Genomic DNA, 12406 nt, shown 5'->3' with positions numbered 1-12406 from the left:
TCGTGGAATGCGTTTATCGCATCCTCGTATAGCGAGTCGGCAAGGTCATATCGGTTGCTCATGAACGTAACGTATTAGCAATCTAATGTTCCTGCAATAGCTAAATCATATTAGGGGGCTAATTTTTTGCGGTATCAGCGGAAGGATGAGCGTGCAGGGCATCCGCGTTAAGCAAGCGATGATCGAGGCTGGCCTCGATCAGGAGCAGCTGGCGCATGAAGTCGGGTGCACGCAGGGCGCGATCAGCCAGATTATCAATGGGCGCAGCCTTCGATCGCGCTTTCTACCAGACATCGCCCGTCGGCTTGGTGTTACGGAGGATTACCTCCGTGGATTGTCGGACGATCCGGGTGCAAGTGCGCCACTACCTGCGCTGCCGGTGATCCTTTCAGCGCGTTTGGAGGTCACGCTTGGATCGGAGGAGGCGCTGACCCAGATGTTCGAGGGCCTGCTCGCCGGTCTGGATCGGGACGCGCCTCGGGCATCGCAAGCTCGGCTGCTCGCACGAAAGCTGCCCATTGCGCTGTCATCTCTGCGAGATCTGCGGAGCGTGTCGGAGATGCCTTCGGACCCTCCCTCGGCGTTGTCAGAAGCCGACGCAGATCTCGCCATAGCGAATCCCGCACCGCGACCGTGACCGAGCAATCGATCTCGCACGGTGCGCAGCCCTGCTCGCACGCCGGGGTGGCGCGGACCAGCCGCTCGGCCATCAGCGTGCGCCCTTTTGAGCAGTGGGCATGAGCGAGGGCCAACCCGCGCTGTCGCCACGCCAGCGCGAATGCCTGCGCCTGGTCTGGTCGCGACGTGCCACGTCGAAGGAGATCGGCGCCGAGCTGGGGATCAGCAAGTCGACGGTGGACGCATATATCGCCCAGGCGGTCGAGCTGCTCGGCGCGCGCGATCGGCGCCATGCCGCCGCGATCGTCTTCGGCGAGACGCCCATCGCCGAGGGCAGGGACGAAATCATACCCGCCGAAGCACCCCCTGCCGAATACCAGTATGATTCTGCTCGGGTATCCGAGCCGAGCCCGGCGACCCTACCGATGACGACGTCGATCGAAGGGGTCCCGTTCTGGCCCGCTTTGGGAGGAGAACGGCGTCTTAATAGCTTATCGCTGGGACAGACGCTGGGTCGGATCGGACTGATTGCGGTGGCATCGCTTGCTGCCCTGGCGCTGGCTATGGCGGTGGGCAGCGGGCTCCCCCCAGTCGCAAAGCCGATGCTGCGCGCCTTCGATCGACTCACGGGATAATCGCGGGGGCCTCCCCCGCTGGGGAGGTCGAAATGGCGGATCTGAATACGAAAATCGCGGTGGCGCAGGCGGTCGGCTTTCCGCTGATGAAGGCCGAGAAGCTGCTCGACGAAGCCTTCCTCCTGCTGGCGCAGGCCTCGGCCGCTGCGGTCGAGGGACGCCGCACGGCGCGCCTGCCGCTGCACGCCGGGCATGACGCGATCGAGCAGGTGGTCACCGCCCAGGCGACGCTGCACGCGGCCCGCAAGGCGGTCCACACGGCGCATTACGGCTTTCGCGACATTGCCGACGGCATGAATGTCCCGGCGCGCGCTTATGGCGACCATGGCGACACGCCGCGCGAAAATGTCATTCCCGTCATGCCGGGCAATACGGGCGCGCACCTGGCGGCCGTCCCCACGGCCACTGCGGCCTGATCGCCGATTGACGCGGTGCATGTCGGAGCGCGATGGGGTGGGCCATGAGCCTCTATCTCTTCCTCGGGCTGCTGGCCCTGTGCAGTGCGTATGCGCTGGCACGGGGCGGCGCGCCGGAGCGGGCCTCGGCGCTGCTTCAGCTCGGCGCCTTCGCGGCGGACGAGCTGGTGCACCGGCTGATCGACGGCAGCGCGTACACGGCGCTGGCGACGGGATCGCTGCTGGTCGACCTGGTGCTCCTGCTGGCGCTGATGGTGCTGGCGTCGCGGTGCACGCGGCATTGGCCTTTGTGGGTCGCGGGGTGGCAGCTCGCCGCGATCGTGGCGCATCTGGCCAAGCTGCTGGATCCGGGGATGCAGGCGACCGGCTATGCGATCCAGCTTCAGATCTGGGCGTATCCGATGCTGCTGGCGACGGCGGTGGGCACGTACCGCTATCGCACGCGGCGCGCGGCCGGGCTGATCGAGCCGGACTGGAAGACGCTGGACGGGCGACCCATCGCGGCCTGACGGGTGTCAGGCCATGATGCGCGGCGAGAGGGCGCGTATGGCCGCCGATATCTACGCCAGTCGCCGGGACCGGGACAGGATCTTCGTCAGTGTCGACGGGGGCTTTGGCGAACCCGCCTGGGACATGCTGCTGATCTTGTACATCATGGATGCAGGCGGCCGGGCGGCGACAACCAACGAGCTGCTCGCCGCGCCCAATGTGCCGCGTGACATCGCCGAGCCTTTCATCGGCTGGCTGGTGTCCCAGGGGCTGGCGGGCTTCGGCGAGGTGCAGGGCACGGTGCGGCTGCTGGAGGCGGGTCGGGAGATGATGGACGCGTATCTCGATAAGCGATCGAGGCGCGGCCATGACAAGAAATTCATGCATTAACCGCGACTTGTCCAGCGGCTGGCAGCGCGCCAGCCCTATTAATCTAGGTATGATTTTGCAGGGGTGGCGGATTTCCGCCGTTTTCGGGTCATCGCCGTCGCGATGTGTCCAAAATGGTGGAAATTCGTGTCATTACGGGGGGATAGTATGGATCAGGGTGCAAAGCCGAAGCGCAAGCTCGGCCGGATCGGATGCGGCGTGGTGATCGCGTCGCTGATCCTACTGGGCGTGATCGGCGCGGTCGCTGATGGAGGTCAGGATAAAAGAACAAAGCCCGGCGCCGGGCCAGCGCCTGGCCCGTCGGCCTCCGCGAGCGGAGACGGGCAGGCCGCCGCGCGGGCGACCTTCGTCGCGAATTATCGCGCCGTGCTGGCAGCAGCCAAGCCGTGCGATGCGATGGTCGGGGGATTGGAGGCAGCGGCCAAGTCGGGATCGCCGCTGACCATGTACCAGGCTGCGAAGGCCGGGCAGGAAGCGTGCGAGACGGCGTGGTCGGACATCCGCAAGATCGAGCCCGCCCCGCTGGAGGGCGCCGCAGCGGACAAGGAAAAAGACGCGCTGAAGACCTGCGGCACCGCCTATTTCCTGCGCCAGCGGGCTATGGAGACGGCGATGAAGGTGGCGGATGGCGATGCCAAGCCGTCGATGCTGTCGAGCTTCCAGGAGGACATGCAGAGCGGGCAGGCTGCCGTGCTGATGTGCGTCGGCGAGTATATGCAGGCGGCCGAGCCCGCCGGGGTCAAGCTGGATAAGATGAAAATCTGAAGGAGGGATCTGTCGTGGCAAATATTGATTTCAAGGCGGGCGACTTAGTAGAATTGATTTCCGGCAGTCCGATCATGACTGTCGAGCAAAGCGTGTTCATGTCCGATGGATTGAAATATCGCTGCACGTGGTTCGCTGGTGCAAAGCACAATCGAGAATTGTTTGTGGGAGCCGCGTTACGTCCGGCGACCCCCAAATCATGACGCCGCAGCAGGGGGCGGATTGGATGCTCAAAGAGCTTCAATCAAAAGGATGGTTGGACCAGGAAGCCGCAGCCTATGCCCTACACCGACAGGATAAGGCTCTGACCTATACGAATGACAGTGGCAATCTGGCGATCAGCAAGGATGTTTTGAAGATTTTCAACAAGATTGCTCCGACGGCTTCATATGTGTGGTCAAGGTCCGATCGCCAATGGCGCAAGCGCGCGCCGCGCGATGCGCCGGGCCGCGCGCAATATTGAGCCCTGCTTCACTAGGCGGGCGTCCGAGACCGTATAGCCGCCGCGACGATCGCCTGCGGGGCGCTCGGCGCCGAGGCCCCGACCATTCGCCCCTGCGCGCCGAGCCCCGCCGTCCATTCCGATCCCATGCCCGCCAAGACCAGGCGCCAGCCGGGCAGGATCAGGCCACAGGCCCTATCCCAGGATGACAGATATTCGGGGGCTGGCCGGTCCCCCCGGAATTCCCCGTTCCCTTCACCCCACCACCAGTGACCGTTGTGAGCATGATGCCAGTGCGGATGATCGGGCCGCCCCACATAGCGCCAGACCGCCGAGTTGACCTGCCACCAGGTCATATCGTCGTCATTGGTGGGCGGGATCAGCGTCTCGACACGATCGGCGAGCTGGGCGAGTGCATGAGGGGCTTCGAAAATCATGGGCCCTACACCGCCCTTGGCCGGGGCGGTGTCAAGTCCTTCAGGCCTGTTCCAGCTTCACCGCGCTGGTGAAGCCCCGATCGCCCAGGCTGTGGGTCACCTCGGTGATGAGCCAGTCGACCGCGTCGATCTGACGCTTGAAGCCGGTGACGGTCGCTTTCTGCTCGGGGCCGAGATCGGCGCGGCCAAGGGCGAGGGTGATCGAAAAGCTGACCGGATCGCGGGCGGCGCGGCTGGTGGCGGCGGTCGCGGCCTGGCGGGCGGCTTCCTCGGTGGGGTAGACGCGGGACAGGCGGCGGGCCTTGGCGCCGTCACCCTTGGCCTTGCCGGTGGTGAAGGTCTCCCGCTTGCCGGTGGCGCGATTGTGCCACTGCGCCTCCACCCCCTCGGCATCGTCGCGCTTCTGGCGGCCATATTGGTGGGCGTCGCCGCTGCGCTTGGTGATGGTGACGGTCGGCAGGGCGGCGCCGGAGGGCGATTTGCCGTCGCCGACCGGCTTGAAGATCAGCGTGCCCGCCTTCACCGTCGCCACCGCGTCAAATTCGCGCCCCAGGCGGCGCAGGAAGGCGAGATCGCTTTCGCGGCTCTGTGCCTTGGTAGCAACTGCGATCGATGCCAGGGCGCTTGCGCAGCGGGGATTGAGGCCATGGCGCTGCGCCACCTCGGCCACTATCGCGCCCAGGGTGGTGCCGTGATAGCCCTTTTCGCGGCGCTGCTTCAGCCCGGCGGTAAAGTCCGCCGCCTTGGCGCGGATGGTCAGGGCGGGGGGCGAGCCGCCATGGTCGATCGACTCGACATGGAATTCGCCCTTGTCGACCAGGCCGGGCGTCACGCCTGTCCCACGCGCCCAGCCGAGCGACACGCGGATCTTCGCGCCGGTCGGGGGCAGATCGAGCGCATCGTCGCTGTCGTCGAGCACCAGGTCGAAGGTGTCGGCTTCCTCGCCGCGCTTTTCGGAGATGCCCATGGAGATGAGGCGAGGGCGGGTGCGACCGCCAGAAAGCGCCACCTGGCCGCGAATGATCTGGGTGATGTCGCTCCCGTCGACGGTGACGCGGTAATCGGGAATGGGCTGGGTCATGCGGTATCCTGGTCGACGCAAAGCAGATCGATGGTGAAATCGATCTGGCGCGGACTGCCATCGGGCCAGAGGTGCTTGAGTGTCTCGGTCAGGCCGGTGATGACATAGGCGCCGTAGACATAGCCGCGCCCATCGACCAGCGGCCAGGCGTCGCCAGTATTGGCCATGCGGCGAATCTCGTCGAGCGAGACCTTGCCATCCGCGATCTCGGTGAAGACCGAGCCGGGGAGAGAGATCGTCTCGTCACCCGGCCCGGTATATTGGCTGGCGTCGCGGGCGCCGATGCGGATGGCGGTGGCGTGCCGCCAGCTCGACTTGCGCTGGATCTCGTCAAAGGCCAGCGTGTCGATGCCGAAGGCGAAGAGGCCGAGGGCGAGCAGCATGTCTTACTCCCAATCCGGCCGGTCGGCGAAGCTGGGCGAGTCGGGGCCGGGTCCGCCGATGCCCAGCTCGCGCAGCTTGCGGGCGACCATCTCGGCGATAGCATCCTCGCTTTGGCCCGGTGCGCCATTGATGACGATCGTGATGGGGGCAGGGACTGAAGCGACCGGGGCAGGACCGCGACCGCCTGCGCCAGGTGCGGCCATCGCCATGCCGGGCAGCGCGGATCCGGTGACGATCGCGGCGGTAAGGCGGCGGGACAAGCTGTCCATGCGCTGGACCGGCTCCGATTCCTGGGCTGCGAGCCCCATGGTCAGGCCGTCGATCACATGGCCGCCGAGCTCCATAAAGACGCGGCTCGGCGACCGGATCTTATTGGCGGCGCGGAAGCCGCCCGACAAGGCATGGGCCATGCGGATGCCCGCGTCCCACAGCCGACCCGGCGCGCTCTTGATGCCATTCCAGAGCCCTTGGATGACCATCGCGCCGAGGTCGTAGAAGATCGCGGGAAGGGTGATGAAGGCGGCATGGATCGCGGTCTTGAAGCCCGACCAGGCCATGGACCACCCGGCGCTCAGGATGCCTGGCAAGCGGCCGGTCAGGAAGGCCAGGGCCTTCGACCCGAAATCGTAGAGCGATCCGATTGCGTAGCCGACGAAATAGCCGATGCTCGCGCCGATATCGCCGATGCTCATCGTGAAGATCGATTTGACGCCAGCCCAGAGGCCGCCGAAGAATGCCGCGATGCCGCCCCAATTCGAATAGACCAGATAGGCCGCACCGCCGAGCGCGGCGACCCCCGCCACCACGGCGGCTGCGATCCCGATGACGGGGAGCAGCCCGATGCCCAGCGCCCCGGCCGCGAAGCTGAGTGCGGCGAATGGCGCCATGAGGCCCGCCATGACGATCGCGCCGCCACCCAGCACCAGGAAGAGGGTCGCGAAGGCGGCCGCGCCGATCGCCAGCGCCTTCGCCAGCGTCGGATGGCGCTTGGCCGCATCGCCGATCGACGTGGCAAAGCCATTCACTGCGACCAGCCCGGCATTGACGGTCGGCAGCAGCTGCGCGCCCAGCGTGATGGCCAGAGTGGCAGCATTGGTCGACAAGGCTTTCGACTGCTCCGCCGAGTCCTTCATCCGCTCGGCGAAATCGCGGTCGGTGGTGCCGTCCGATTTCATCGCGTCCGCGCGGATCTTGCGGAACAGCTCCATATTCTGGATCAGCGGGCGCAGGCCCTGCTGCACCTGGCTGTCCTCGAAAAGATAACCGAGCTTGGACAGATCGCCCTTCAGCGTCTTGTTGGTGATCTCGGCAATCGCCTCCAGGGGTGTCTTGCCCTCCCTATAGGCTTTTTTCAGTGCATTGGGCAGATTGACGCCCATCTTGTCGAAGGCCTTGACGGTCGCGGGCGAGCTGATCTTTTGCAGGACATTGGCCAGATTGGTCCCGGCGCTGGCGCTGTCGCCCGCGCCTTTCCGAGCAATCTGGAGCCCGGCCGCCAGATCTGCGACGGCGCCGGTGCCCTTCTGCCCCAGCGCCTGATAGGCGGCGGTCAGCGAGGGGAAGACGCCCGCCATGTCCTTGATCTCGAAAGCCCCCGCCTTGCCAGCGGCGGCCATGATGTCGATCACCTTCTGCGTCTGGCCGATCGGCACCTTCAGATTGTCGGTGGCGGCGAAGCTGGCATTGGACAGGTCGGCGATCTCGGCCTTGTATGCTGTGGCGGCGCGGCCGATCGGCGTCATCATCGCCACCGCATCGGGCACGCTGGCGCCCAGACCCGCCAGCGCATCCACCCCGGCCTGCATATCGGCGGGCATCTGATTGGCGGCGCGGGCGGCAATCAGCAGGCCTTTGCCCAGCGCCTCGGTCTTGGGTCGCGACAGATCGGCCTTCTGACCGATATCGGTCATGGTCGACTCATATTCCTGGGCGGCGTGGATCCCGGCGATGATCGGTGCGGCCATCGCCATGCCGGTGCCGATCCCGGCCGCGCCGCTGGCGGCCATGCCAGTGGCGATGCCCTGGGCCCGGCCGAAGCGGGCGCGGCCCGACGCCATGCGCCGTTCGCGATCGGCGGTGCGCGCCAGGCGGCGCTCCTGCTCGGTCAGCTCCTGATTGGCGCCCTCCACCTGGCGACGCAATTCGCGCTCATGGCGGGCGAGATCGGTGGTGGCGATCCCGGCCTGGCCGAGGCGGGTGCGCAGGTCGCCGAGCCGGCGCGTCTCCTGCGCGTGCTGGCGTTCCAGCCGCTCGGCTTCCTGCTTGGCGCGCTGGAAATCGCGGGTCATGGCGCGGGTGGGATTGCTGGTCTGGCCCATGGCGCGGCCCAGCTCGGTCACGCGCTGGCGGGCGGCCTGCAATTCGCCCTCGGTCGAACGCAGGCCCATCTTCAGCGCGCGAAAGCCCGCGATATCGCCCTGGGCGCGTTCCAGATCCTTCAGCCGGTCGCGGGTGCCCGCCAGGGCCTGTGACGCGGCACGCGACCCACCCGCGATATCGCGCAGCGGGCGGGTGGCGCGATCACCGGCCTGGATGATGAGGCTGAGGCGGAGATTACGATCCATGACGCTCCGGGTCGTGACGGCGGGCGGCCTGGCTTCGCCAGGACATCAGCTCGGCGACGGAGAGAGGGTCCATCGCCTGGGGCGGCCAGTGAAAGACGAATGCGACATCCGCCATCGCGTCCTCTACGTGGACGGGAAGAGCGCCTCCCGCGCCGCATTCGTCAGACAGAAATTTGCCAGCTCGCCCGCGACCTGGGTCACGTCCGACGTGGCGAGCACCTCGAAAATGTCGGGGAGCAGTGGCGGGGTCGATACGCGCGGCGCCACCAGCGCGACCTGGTCGTAATCCATGCGGACCAGGCCGCCGAGATTGACGCCGCGCAGCGCCCCGCCAAGGGGGCGGCGCAGGAGGATCTGAGTGCCCTTGGGCATCAGGACTTGACCGCTTTCGGTCACGGCGTCTTCATCGAGCGTGATGGTGACGGCTTTCTTGACATCGGTCATGGCGTGGGTCCGGTCATGGTGGGGGCGGGCGCCGCAGCGCCCGGCCGGGAAGGGTCAGGGGATCAGGCAAGGCCCAGGGCGTCGCGGTGACCGGCCATCAAATCGACACCGCCCACGATCTCGATCATGCCGAGCACGTCGATCTCGACATCGGTGACGCCGTCCCACTCCTCCTTGTAGTAGACGCACTCCGACTTGACCTTGAAGCTGCCCGCCTCGCCGACTTTCTGCTCGCCCCGATCGATCTCCTGGTGGCGGCCGCGCAGGGTGATGATGCAGCTGTGGATCTGGCCGGTGCTATCGTCCTGGTAGGAACCCGCGAAGCGGATCTGCACGTCGCTCATGCCCGGCGCGCCGAATTGGCGGATCAGGGCACGGACCGGGCCGCCATAGCTGTGTTCGACGGTGAGATCGTCGCCACCGCCAAGGTCGATATTGGCGGGGCGGCCGAGGCCACCGCCGCGCCATTTCTCCAGCTTGCGCTCCAGCTTGGGCAAGGTGACGCTTTCGGTATCGGCGGCATAGCCGACGCCGTCGACGAAAATCATCATCTGCTTCAGCTTACGGGGGAAAGACATGGGCTATCCTTCTAAAGGGGGATGGTCAGGCGATCAGGCCGCGACCGAGAGGGCGGCGAAATCGAGCAGGAATTCGCCGGTGATCTCCTGCTCGATCCCTAGATTTTCGAGCGGGGGGACGGGCGTGTAGCTGAAGCCGAGCAGCAGCTTGCCCGCCTTCAGCGAGGCGGTGGGATTCTTGGCGGGATCGAAGCTCGCCACGGCACCGAAGATGCGCCCGGCACGCTTCTCGACACGGAAGAGCTCATTCACCTGCTCGACGATGTCCTTGACCAGGCTGGGCAGCAGCGGCTTGTCGAGCGCCCAGGCGAGGCCGAGGGCGACGCTGTCGGCGAGGATCTGGGCGGTGCGCACCGCGCTTTCGAAGGCGAAATCGCTGCCCTGCACCGCGCAGGTGCGGTTGCCCCAGAAGCGCAGCTCACCGGCCAGGCGCACCACCGTCACCAGCTCGGAGGCATTCAGGACATTGGCGTCGCACGTCTCGTCCTGAAGGTCGAAGGTCACGTCATCGGTCAGGCCGTCGAGATCCGCCAGGGGCACATTGGACAGGGTCTTGTGCCAGCCCTGCGTCGCATCGATCGCGGCGCGCGCGCCCATGGCGATGGCTGCGACGGGCACGGCGATCGACGCGCCATTCGGGCCATAGGGCGCGGTGACGCCCGGCCAGAGCAGCGTCAGCTCGCGCGCGTCGGGGAAAAGCGCGCGGTGGGCGATAGCCTGCCCGCGATCGAGGCCGATCGCCTTGGCATAAACGCGGGCGCGCAGTTTCTTGGCGACCGTCACCAGCGCCTTGGTCACCGCCTCAGATTCGAGGCCCGGCGCGCCGAGGATGCGCGGCTGGAGATTGAGCTGGGCCGGGGCGGTCAGCAGGGCCTGCATTCCGGTCTTGGCGCCTGCGACATCGGCGCCGATGATCGCCGAGGTAGTCAGTGCATCGGTTCCGCCCGGCTGAACGCGCACCACGACGATGGTGGTGTCGACCTGGCCCGCGATGGCGCGCAGCGCGGGCAGCAGCGTGCCGGTATTCCCGGCCTTCGCCATCGCATCCTGGATATTGGTGATCTTCACCGCCGTATCGAGCGGGAAGGCGGCGGCATCGGCAGCGGGCGCGGTCGCGACCAGGCCGATGACGGCGGTCGCGACGGTGGCGATCCCGCGCGGCTGGCGCGTGACCTCTCGGACATTGATGCCGTGGAGAAAGCTCATGGGGTGGCCCTTTGCGAAAGCGCGGACAGCGCGCGGATGGTGGAGGTGGCGGTGAAGCCGGGGCGCCCGGCGATATCGGTGCGGGTGCCGCTGACGGTCAGCACGACGCTCTGCGCGTCGGGCCCGGCGGCCAGGGTGATGCGGCGTACCCGCGCGCGGGGTTCGGTCATCAGCGCCAGCGCGGCCGCCGCGATCACGCGCAGGCGACCCAGCGCATTATTGGGCTGGTCGAGCTGCTCGGGAACCAGGCTGCCATAGTCGCGGCGTCCGATGCGCGTGCCGAGCGGGGTGGACAGGCGATCGTCGATCGACTGGATCAGGTGATCGGCCCCGCCGAGCGAACGTCCGGTGTGGCGGTCCATGCCGATCATACCGGCTTGCCCGACACGCCCTGTCCGGGCTGGACCTTGTCGTGGATATGACCCTTCAGGCTCTTGCCGCCGCCCACGACATCGTCACTGGCGGTCAGTTTGCCTGTGATGTCCACCGCGCCTTCGACGGACAGCGGACCCTTCAGCGACAGGCCGCCATCGGCGACGATCGCGGCGGTGCCGCCAGCGGGGAGGGTGATGGTCAGGCCATGGGTCTGGGGATCATAGGCCAGGCGTGCGCCATCGCCGAATTCGATCGCGGCGCCGGGGCCGCGCCCAACCTGGGGGCGCGCATCGCTGGCCAAGCCGCCGATGACGATCCCACGCGCCGTATCGCCCTCGGGCGCCAGCACCAGGACCTGCTCCCCGATCGCGGGGGGAAGCCAGACGCGGACATTACCCATGCGCGGCGACAGGAAGGGGACAGGGCCGGTGGTCAGATCATCGGACAAGTCGACAGTACAGGTACCCGCGTCATGGTCGACGGACGCGACCAGCCCTTCGCGCAGGAGATCGCCCACAAGGCGCTGGATATCGGCGGGATCGGCCATAACCGCGACCATGCGCGCTCGCGCAAGCGTGACGAGGGGGCGCTTGTGTAGAATGGGCTTCTACACAAGCTTTCGGCTAATGGGTGACTATGCGGGTCAGAAGGGCCCGCGCCGCGCGCGCAGCTCCAGCGTCAGGCGCTCGAATTCGTCGTCGCCGATGAAGCGGTTCGTGCGGCCCAGCGCCCCCAGCTTGCGAAGGGTGGCGTTTCCGGCACCAGGGCCTTGGCTTCCCCAATGGGGCACCGGCCCCGCCAGTCCATCCCATTTGATGGCGCCCGCAAAGCTGAAGCTTTTGTCGATCACCGTCCCGCCCGTCACCACGCGGATGCGACCGTCATGCGTCCCGGCCGGCGTGCGACGTGCGGTGACGATGAAAAGCATCGGCCGATCGTCGGCGACCGGGCAATCGACGATGACGCGATCAGATGCCGCCGCGCTATGCTGATAAAGCAGGCGACCGGGCTCGCTGAAGCCCAGGCGCATTCCGCAAGTCGCATCCGTATGGGCCGCATCGGCACTGCCGGTGCTGAAGATGCCGCCCACCGCGACCGCCTTCATGCTGGCGATGGCGACCAGGGTGTAGCTGTCGGTCAGCAGCTGGGCCAGACCTGGTTTCCAATCCGGCCAAAGCCCGAATTCCTGGGGCACGAATAGCCCGGTCTGGGTCCGGTCGATCAGCAGGGCCGGTCGACCATTGATCCCCGCCAATGCAGTGGAAAGCTGCGGGATGAAAAGCTGATTCTTCACGGGGTTATAATAGGTGGCGATGCCCTGCCGCACGCCCGCCGCGTCGAGCCATGCCAGGCGTCGGGATTGATCGATCAGCCTGCCGGAGAAATTTCCTGCGGCGTCCGGCCCCACCACCGCATAGGGGGGCGTCGCCACCCCGGCATAGCTGGACGGCTCCAGCCAGAATTGCAGGCCGTGCCACATGCCATCGGGGATGTCCGTGGTCATCGGCGTCATGTCGATCATCGGGTGACCGGGCACCAGGGCCATGGACGGCGTCGAGGTGATGGACAGAAAGGTCATAGG

20 protein-coding genes are annotated in these 12406 nt (G+C 66.7%); 9 read left to right on the top strand and 11 right to left on the bottom strand.

Annotated features, from left to right (window positions below; genetic code table 11):
* Window positions 1–145 precede the first annotated feature (145 nt).
* The 8 genes from KV697_RS06075 (at window position 146) to KV697_RS06040 (ending at window position 3776) form a co-directional block, all read left to right on the top strand.
* On the top strand, window positions 146–637 hold the full coding sequence (locus KV697_RS06075; RefSeq protein ID WP_219020521.1) for a helix-turn-helix domain-containing protein: 492 nt from the start codon (window positions 146–148) through the stop codon (window positions 635–637).
* A 100-nt stretch (window positions 638–737) separates the two neighbouring features.
* The gene (locus tag KV697_RS06070) at window positions 738–1253 is read left to right on the top strand and encodes a helix-turn-helix domain-containing protein (protein ID WP_219020520.1); all 516 of its coding nucleotides are present in this window, start codon (window positions 738–740) and stop codon (window positions 1251–1253) included.
* Window positions 1254–1285: 32 nt separating this feature from the next.
* Window positions 1286–1669 carry a hypothetical protein gene (locus KV697_RS06065; RefSeq protein ID WP_219020519.1) on the top strand — a complete coding sequence of 128 codons (384 nt, stop codon included), beginning with the start codon at window positions 1286–1288 and terminating at the stop codon, window positions 1667–1669.
* 44 nt (window positions 1670–1713) lie between these two features.
* Window positions 1714–2178 carry a hypothetical protein gene (locus KV697_RS06060; RefSeq protein WP_219020518.1) on the top strand — a complete coding sequence of 155 codons (465 nt, stop codon included), beginning with the start codon at window positions 1714–1716 and terminating at the stop codon, window positions 2176–2178.
* A 37-nt stretch (window positions 2179–2215) separates the two neighbouring features.
* Complete coding sequence (locus KV697_RS06055; protein WP_219020517.1) at window positions 2216–2548, top strand: hypothetical protein; 333 nt, start codon at window positions 2216–2218, stop codon at window positions 2546–2548.
* Window positions 2549–2695: 147 nt separating this feature from the next.
* On the top strand, window positions 2696–3313 hold the full coding sequence (locus KV697_RS06050) for a hypothetical protein (RefSeq protein ID WP_219020516.1): 618 nt from the start codon (window positions 2696–2698) through the stop codon (window positions 3311–3313).
* A gap of 14 nt (window positions 3314–3327) precedes the next feature.
* Window positions 3328–3516: a DUF2158 domain-containing protein gene (locus KV697_RS06045; RefSeq protein ID WP_219020515.1), complete on the top strand. Its 189-nt coding sequence runs from the start codon at window positions 3328–3330 to the stop codon at window positions 3514–3516.
* Window positions 3513–3776 carry a DUF6953 family protein gene (locus KV697_RS06040; protein ID WP_219020514.1) on the top strand — a complete coding sequence of 88 codons (264 nt, stop codon included), beginning with the start codon at window positions 3513–3515 and terminating at the stop codon, window positions 3774–3776. The genes KV697_RS06045 and KV697_RS06040 overlap by 4 nt, the downstream gene beginning before the upstream one ends.
* Before the next feature lie 11 nt (window positions 3777–3787).
* Here the strand turns inward: KV697_RS06040 and KV697_RS06035 are convergent, their stop codons facing one another.
* The 10 genes from KV697_RS06035 to KV697_RS05990 all read right to left on the bottom strand — a co-directional run bounded on the left by KV697_RS06035 (window position 3788) and on the right by KV697_RS05990 (window position 11341).
* Window positions 3788–4192, bottom strand: a complete 405-nt coding sequence (locus KV697_RS06035) for a hypothetical protein (protein WP_219020513.1) — start codon at window positions 4190–4192, stop codon at window positions 3788–3790.
* 40 nt (window positions 4193–4232) lie between these two features.
* Window positions 4233–5273: a contractile injection system protein, VgrG/Pvc8 family gene (locus tag KV697_RS06030; protein ID WP_219020512.1), complete on the bottom strand. Its 1041-nt coding sequence runs from the start codon at window positions 5271–5273 to the stop codon at window positions 4233–4235.
* The gene (locus tag KV697_RS06025; protein WP_219020511.1) at window positions 5270–5656 is read right to left on the bottom strand and encodes a phage tail protein; all 387 of its coding nucleotides are present in this window, start codon (window positions 5654–5656) and stop codon (window positions 5270–5272) included. Before KV697_RS06025 ends, KV697_RS06030 begins: the two co-directional genes overlap by 4 nt.
* A gap of 3 nt (window positions 5657–5659) precedes the next feature.
* Window positions 5660–8221: a phage tail tape measure protein gene (locus KV697_RS06020; RefSeq protein ID WP_219020510.1), complete on the bottom strand. Its 2562-nt coding sequence runs from the start codon at window positions 8219–8221 to the stop codon at window positions 5660–5662.
* Complete coding sequence (locus KV697_RS06015; protein WP_257575835.1) at window positions 8211–8294, bottom strand: GpE family phage tail protein; 84 nt, start codon at window positions 8292–8294, stop codon at window positions 8211–8213. The genes KV697_RS06020 and KV697_RS06015 overlap by 11 nt, the downstream gene beginning before the upstream one ends.
* A gap of 50 nt (window positions 8295–8344) precedes the next feature.
* The gene (locus KV697_RS06010) at window positions 8345–8665 is read right to left on the bottom strand and encodes a phage tail assembly protein (protein ID WP_219020508.1); all 321 of its coding nucleotides are present in this window, start codon (window positions 8663–8665) and stop codon (window positions 8345–8347) included.
* Window positions 8666–8727: 62 nt separating this feature from the next.
* The gene (locus tag KV697_RS06005) at window positions 8728–9243 is read right to left on the bottom strand and encodes a phage major tail tube protein (protein WP_219020507.1); all 516 of its coding nucleotides are present in this window, start codon (window positions 9241–9243) and stop codon (window positions 8728–8730) included.
* 33 nt (window positions 9244–9276) lie between these two features.
* Window positions 9277–10449: a phage tail sheath subtilisin-like domain-containing protein gene (locus KV697_RS06000; protein WP_219020506.1), complete on the bottom strand. Its 1173-nt coding sequence runs from the start codon at window positions 10447–10449 to the stop codon at window positions 9277–9279.
* Complete coding sequence (locus KV697_RS05995) at window positions 10446–10811, bottom strand: oxidoreductase (RefSeq protein ID WP_257575644.1); 366 nt, start codon at window positions 10809–10811, stop codon at window positions 10446–10448. The genes KV697_RS06000 and KV697_RS05995 overlap by 4 nt, the downstream gene beginning before the upstream one ends.
* Before the next feature lie 5 nt (window positions 10812–10816).
* Complete coding sequence (locus tag KV697_RS05990) at window positions 10817–11341, bottom strand: phage baseplate assembly protein V (RefSeq protein WP_257575834.1); 525 nt, start codon at window positions 11339–11341, stop codon at window positions 10817–10819.
* On the opposite strand from KV697_RS05990, the gene KV697_RS20080 reads away from it, so the two are divergent.
* Window positions 11297–11422, top strand: coding sequence for a hypothetical protein (locus tag KV697_RS20080; RefSeq protein ID WP_257575904.1), 126 nt, complete (start codon window positions 11297–11299; stop codon window positions 11420–11422). The genes KV697_RS05990 and KV697_RS20080 overlap by 45 nt on opposite strands.
* 45 nt (window positions 11423–11467) lie before the next feature.
* On the opposite strand, the gene KV697_RS05985 is transcribed toward KV697_RS20080, so the two are convergent.
* Window positions 11468–12403, bottom strand: a complete 936-nt coding sequence (locus KV697_RS05985) for a hypothetical protein (protein ID WP_219020504.1) — start codon at window positions 12401–12403, stop codon at window positions 11468–11470.
* Window positions 12404–12406: the final 3 nt, after the last annotated feature.

It is taken from the genome of Sphingomonas sanguinis (assembly GCF_019297835.1).
Lineage (GTDB): Bacteria > Pseudomonadota > Alphaproteobacteria > Sphingomonadales > Sphingomonadaceae > Sphingomonas > Sphingomonas sanguinis_D.
This window is presented reverse-complemented; position numbering and strand designations above follow the sequence as displayed.

Coding starts and splice junctions, on each gene's coding strand:
- KV697_RS06025 (WP_219020511.1), bottom strand. CDS start 5,656: ATGCTGCTCGCCCTCGGCCTCTTCGCCTTCGGCATCGACACGCTGGCC.
- KV697_RS06020 (WP_219020510.1), bottom strand. CDS start 8,221: ATGGATCGTAATCTCCGCCTCAGCCTCATCATCCAGGCCGGTGATCGC.
- KV697_RS06055 (WP_219020517.1), top strand. CDS start 2,216: ATGGCCGCCGATATCTACGCCAGTCGCCGGGACCGGGACAGGATCTTC.
- KV697_RS06035 (WP_219020513.1), bottom strand. CDS start 4,192: ATGATTTTCGAAGCCCCTCATGCACTCGCCCAGCTCGCCGATCGTGTC.
- KV697_RS06005 (WP_219020507.1), bottom strand. CDS start 9,243: ATGTCTTTCCCCCGTAAGCTGAAGCAGATGATGATTTTCGTCGACGGC.
- KV697_RS06060 (WP_219020518.1), top strand. CDS start 1,714: ATGAGCCTCTATCTCTTCCTCGGGCTGCTGGCCCTGTGCAGTGCGTAT.
- KV697_RS06070 (WP_219020520.1), top strand. CDS start 738: ATGAGCGAGGGCCAACCCGCGCTGTCGCCACGCCAGCGCGAATGCCTG.
- KV697_RS20080 (WP_257575904.1), top strand. CDS start 11,297: ATGGTCGACGGACGCGACCAGCCCTTCGCGCAGGAGATCGCCCACAAG.
- KV697_RS05985 (WP_219020504.1), bottom strand. CDS start 12,403: ATGACCTTTCTGTCCATCACCTCGACGCCGTCCATGGCCCTGGTGCCC.
- KV697_RS06075 (WP_219020521.1), top strand. CDS start 146: ATGAGCGTGCAGGGCATCCGCGTTAAGCAAGCGATGATCGAGGCTGGC.
- KV697_RS06030 (WP_219020512.1), bottom strand. CDS start 5,273: ATGACCCAGCCCATTCCCGATTACCGCGTCACCGTCGACGGGAGCGAC.
- KV697_RS06010 (WP_219020508.1), bottom strand. CDS start 8,665: ATGACCGATGTCAAGAAAGCCGTCACCATCACGCTCGATGAAGACGCC.
- KV697_RS05995 (WP_257575644.1), bottom strand. CDS start 10,811: ATGGACCGCCACACCGGACGTTCGCTCGGCGGGGCCGATCACCTGATC.
- KV697_RS06015 (WP_257575835.1), bottom strand. CDS start 8,294: ATGGACCCTCTCTCCGTCGCCGAGCTGATGTCCTGGCGAAGCCAGGCC.
- KV697_RS06050 (WP_219020516.1), top strand. CDS start 2,696: ATGGATCAGGGTGCAAAGCCGAAGCGCAAGCTCGGCCGGATCGGATGC.
- KV697_RS06040 (WP_219020514.1), top strand. CDS start 3,513: ATGACGCCGCAGCAGGGGGCGGATTGGATGCTCAAAGAGCTTCAATCA.
- KV697_RS06000 (WP_219020506.1), bottom strand. CDS start 10,449: ATGAGCTTTCTCCACGGCATCAATGTCCGAGAGGTCACGCGCCAGCCG.
- KV697_RS06065 (WP_219020519.1), top strand. CDS start 1,286: ATGGCGGATCTGAATACGAAAATCGCGGTGGCGCAGGCGGTCGGCTTT.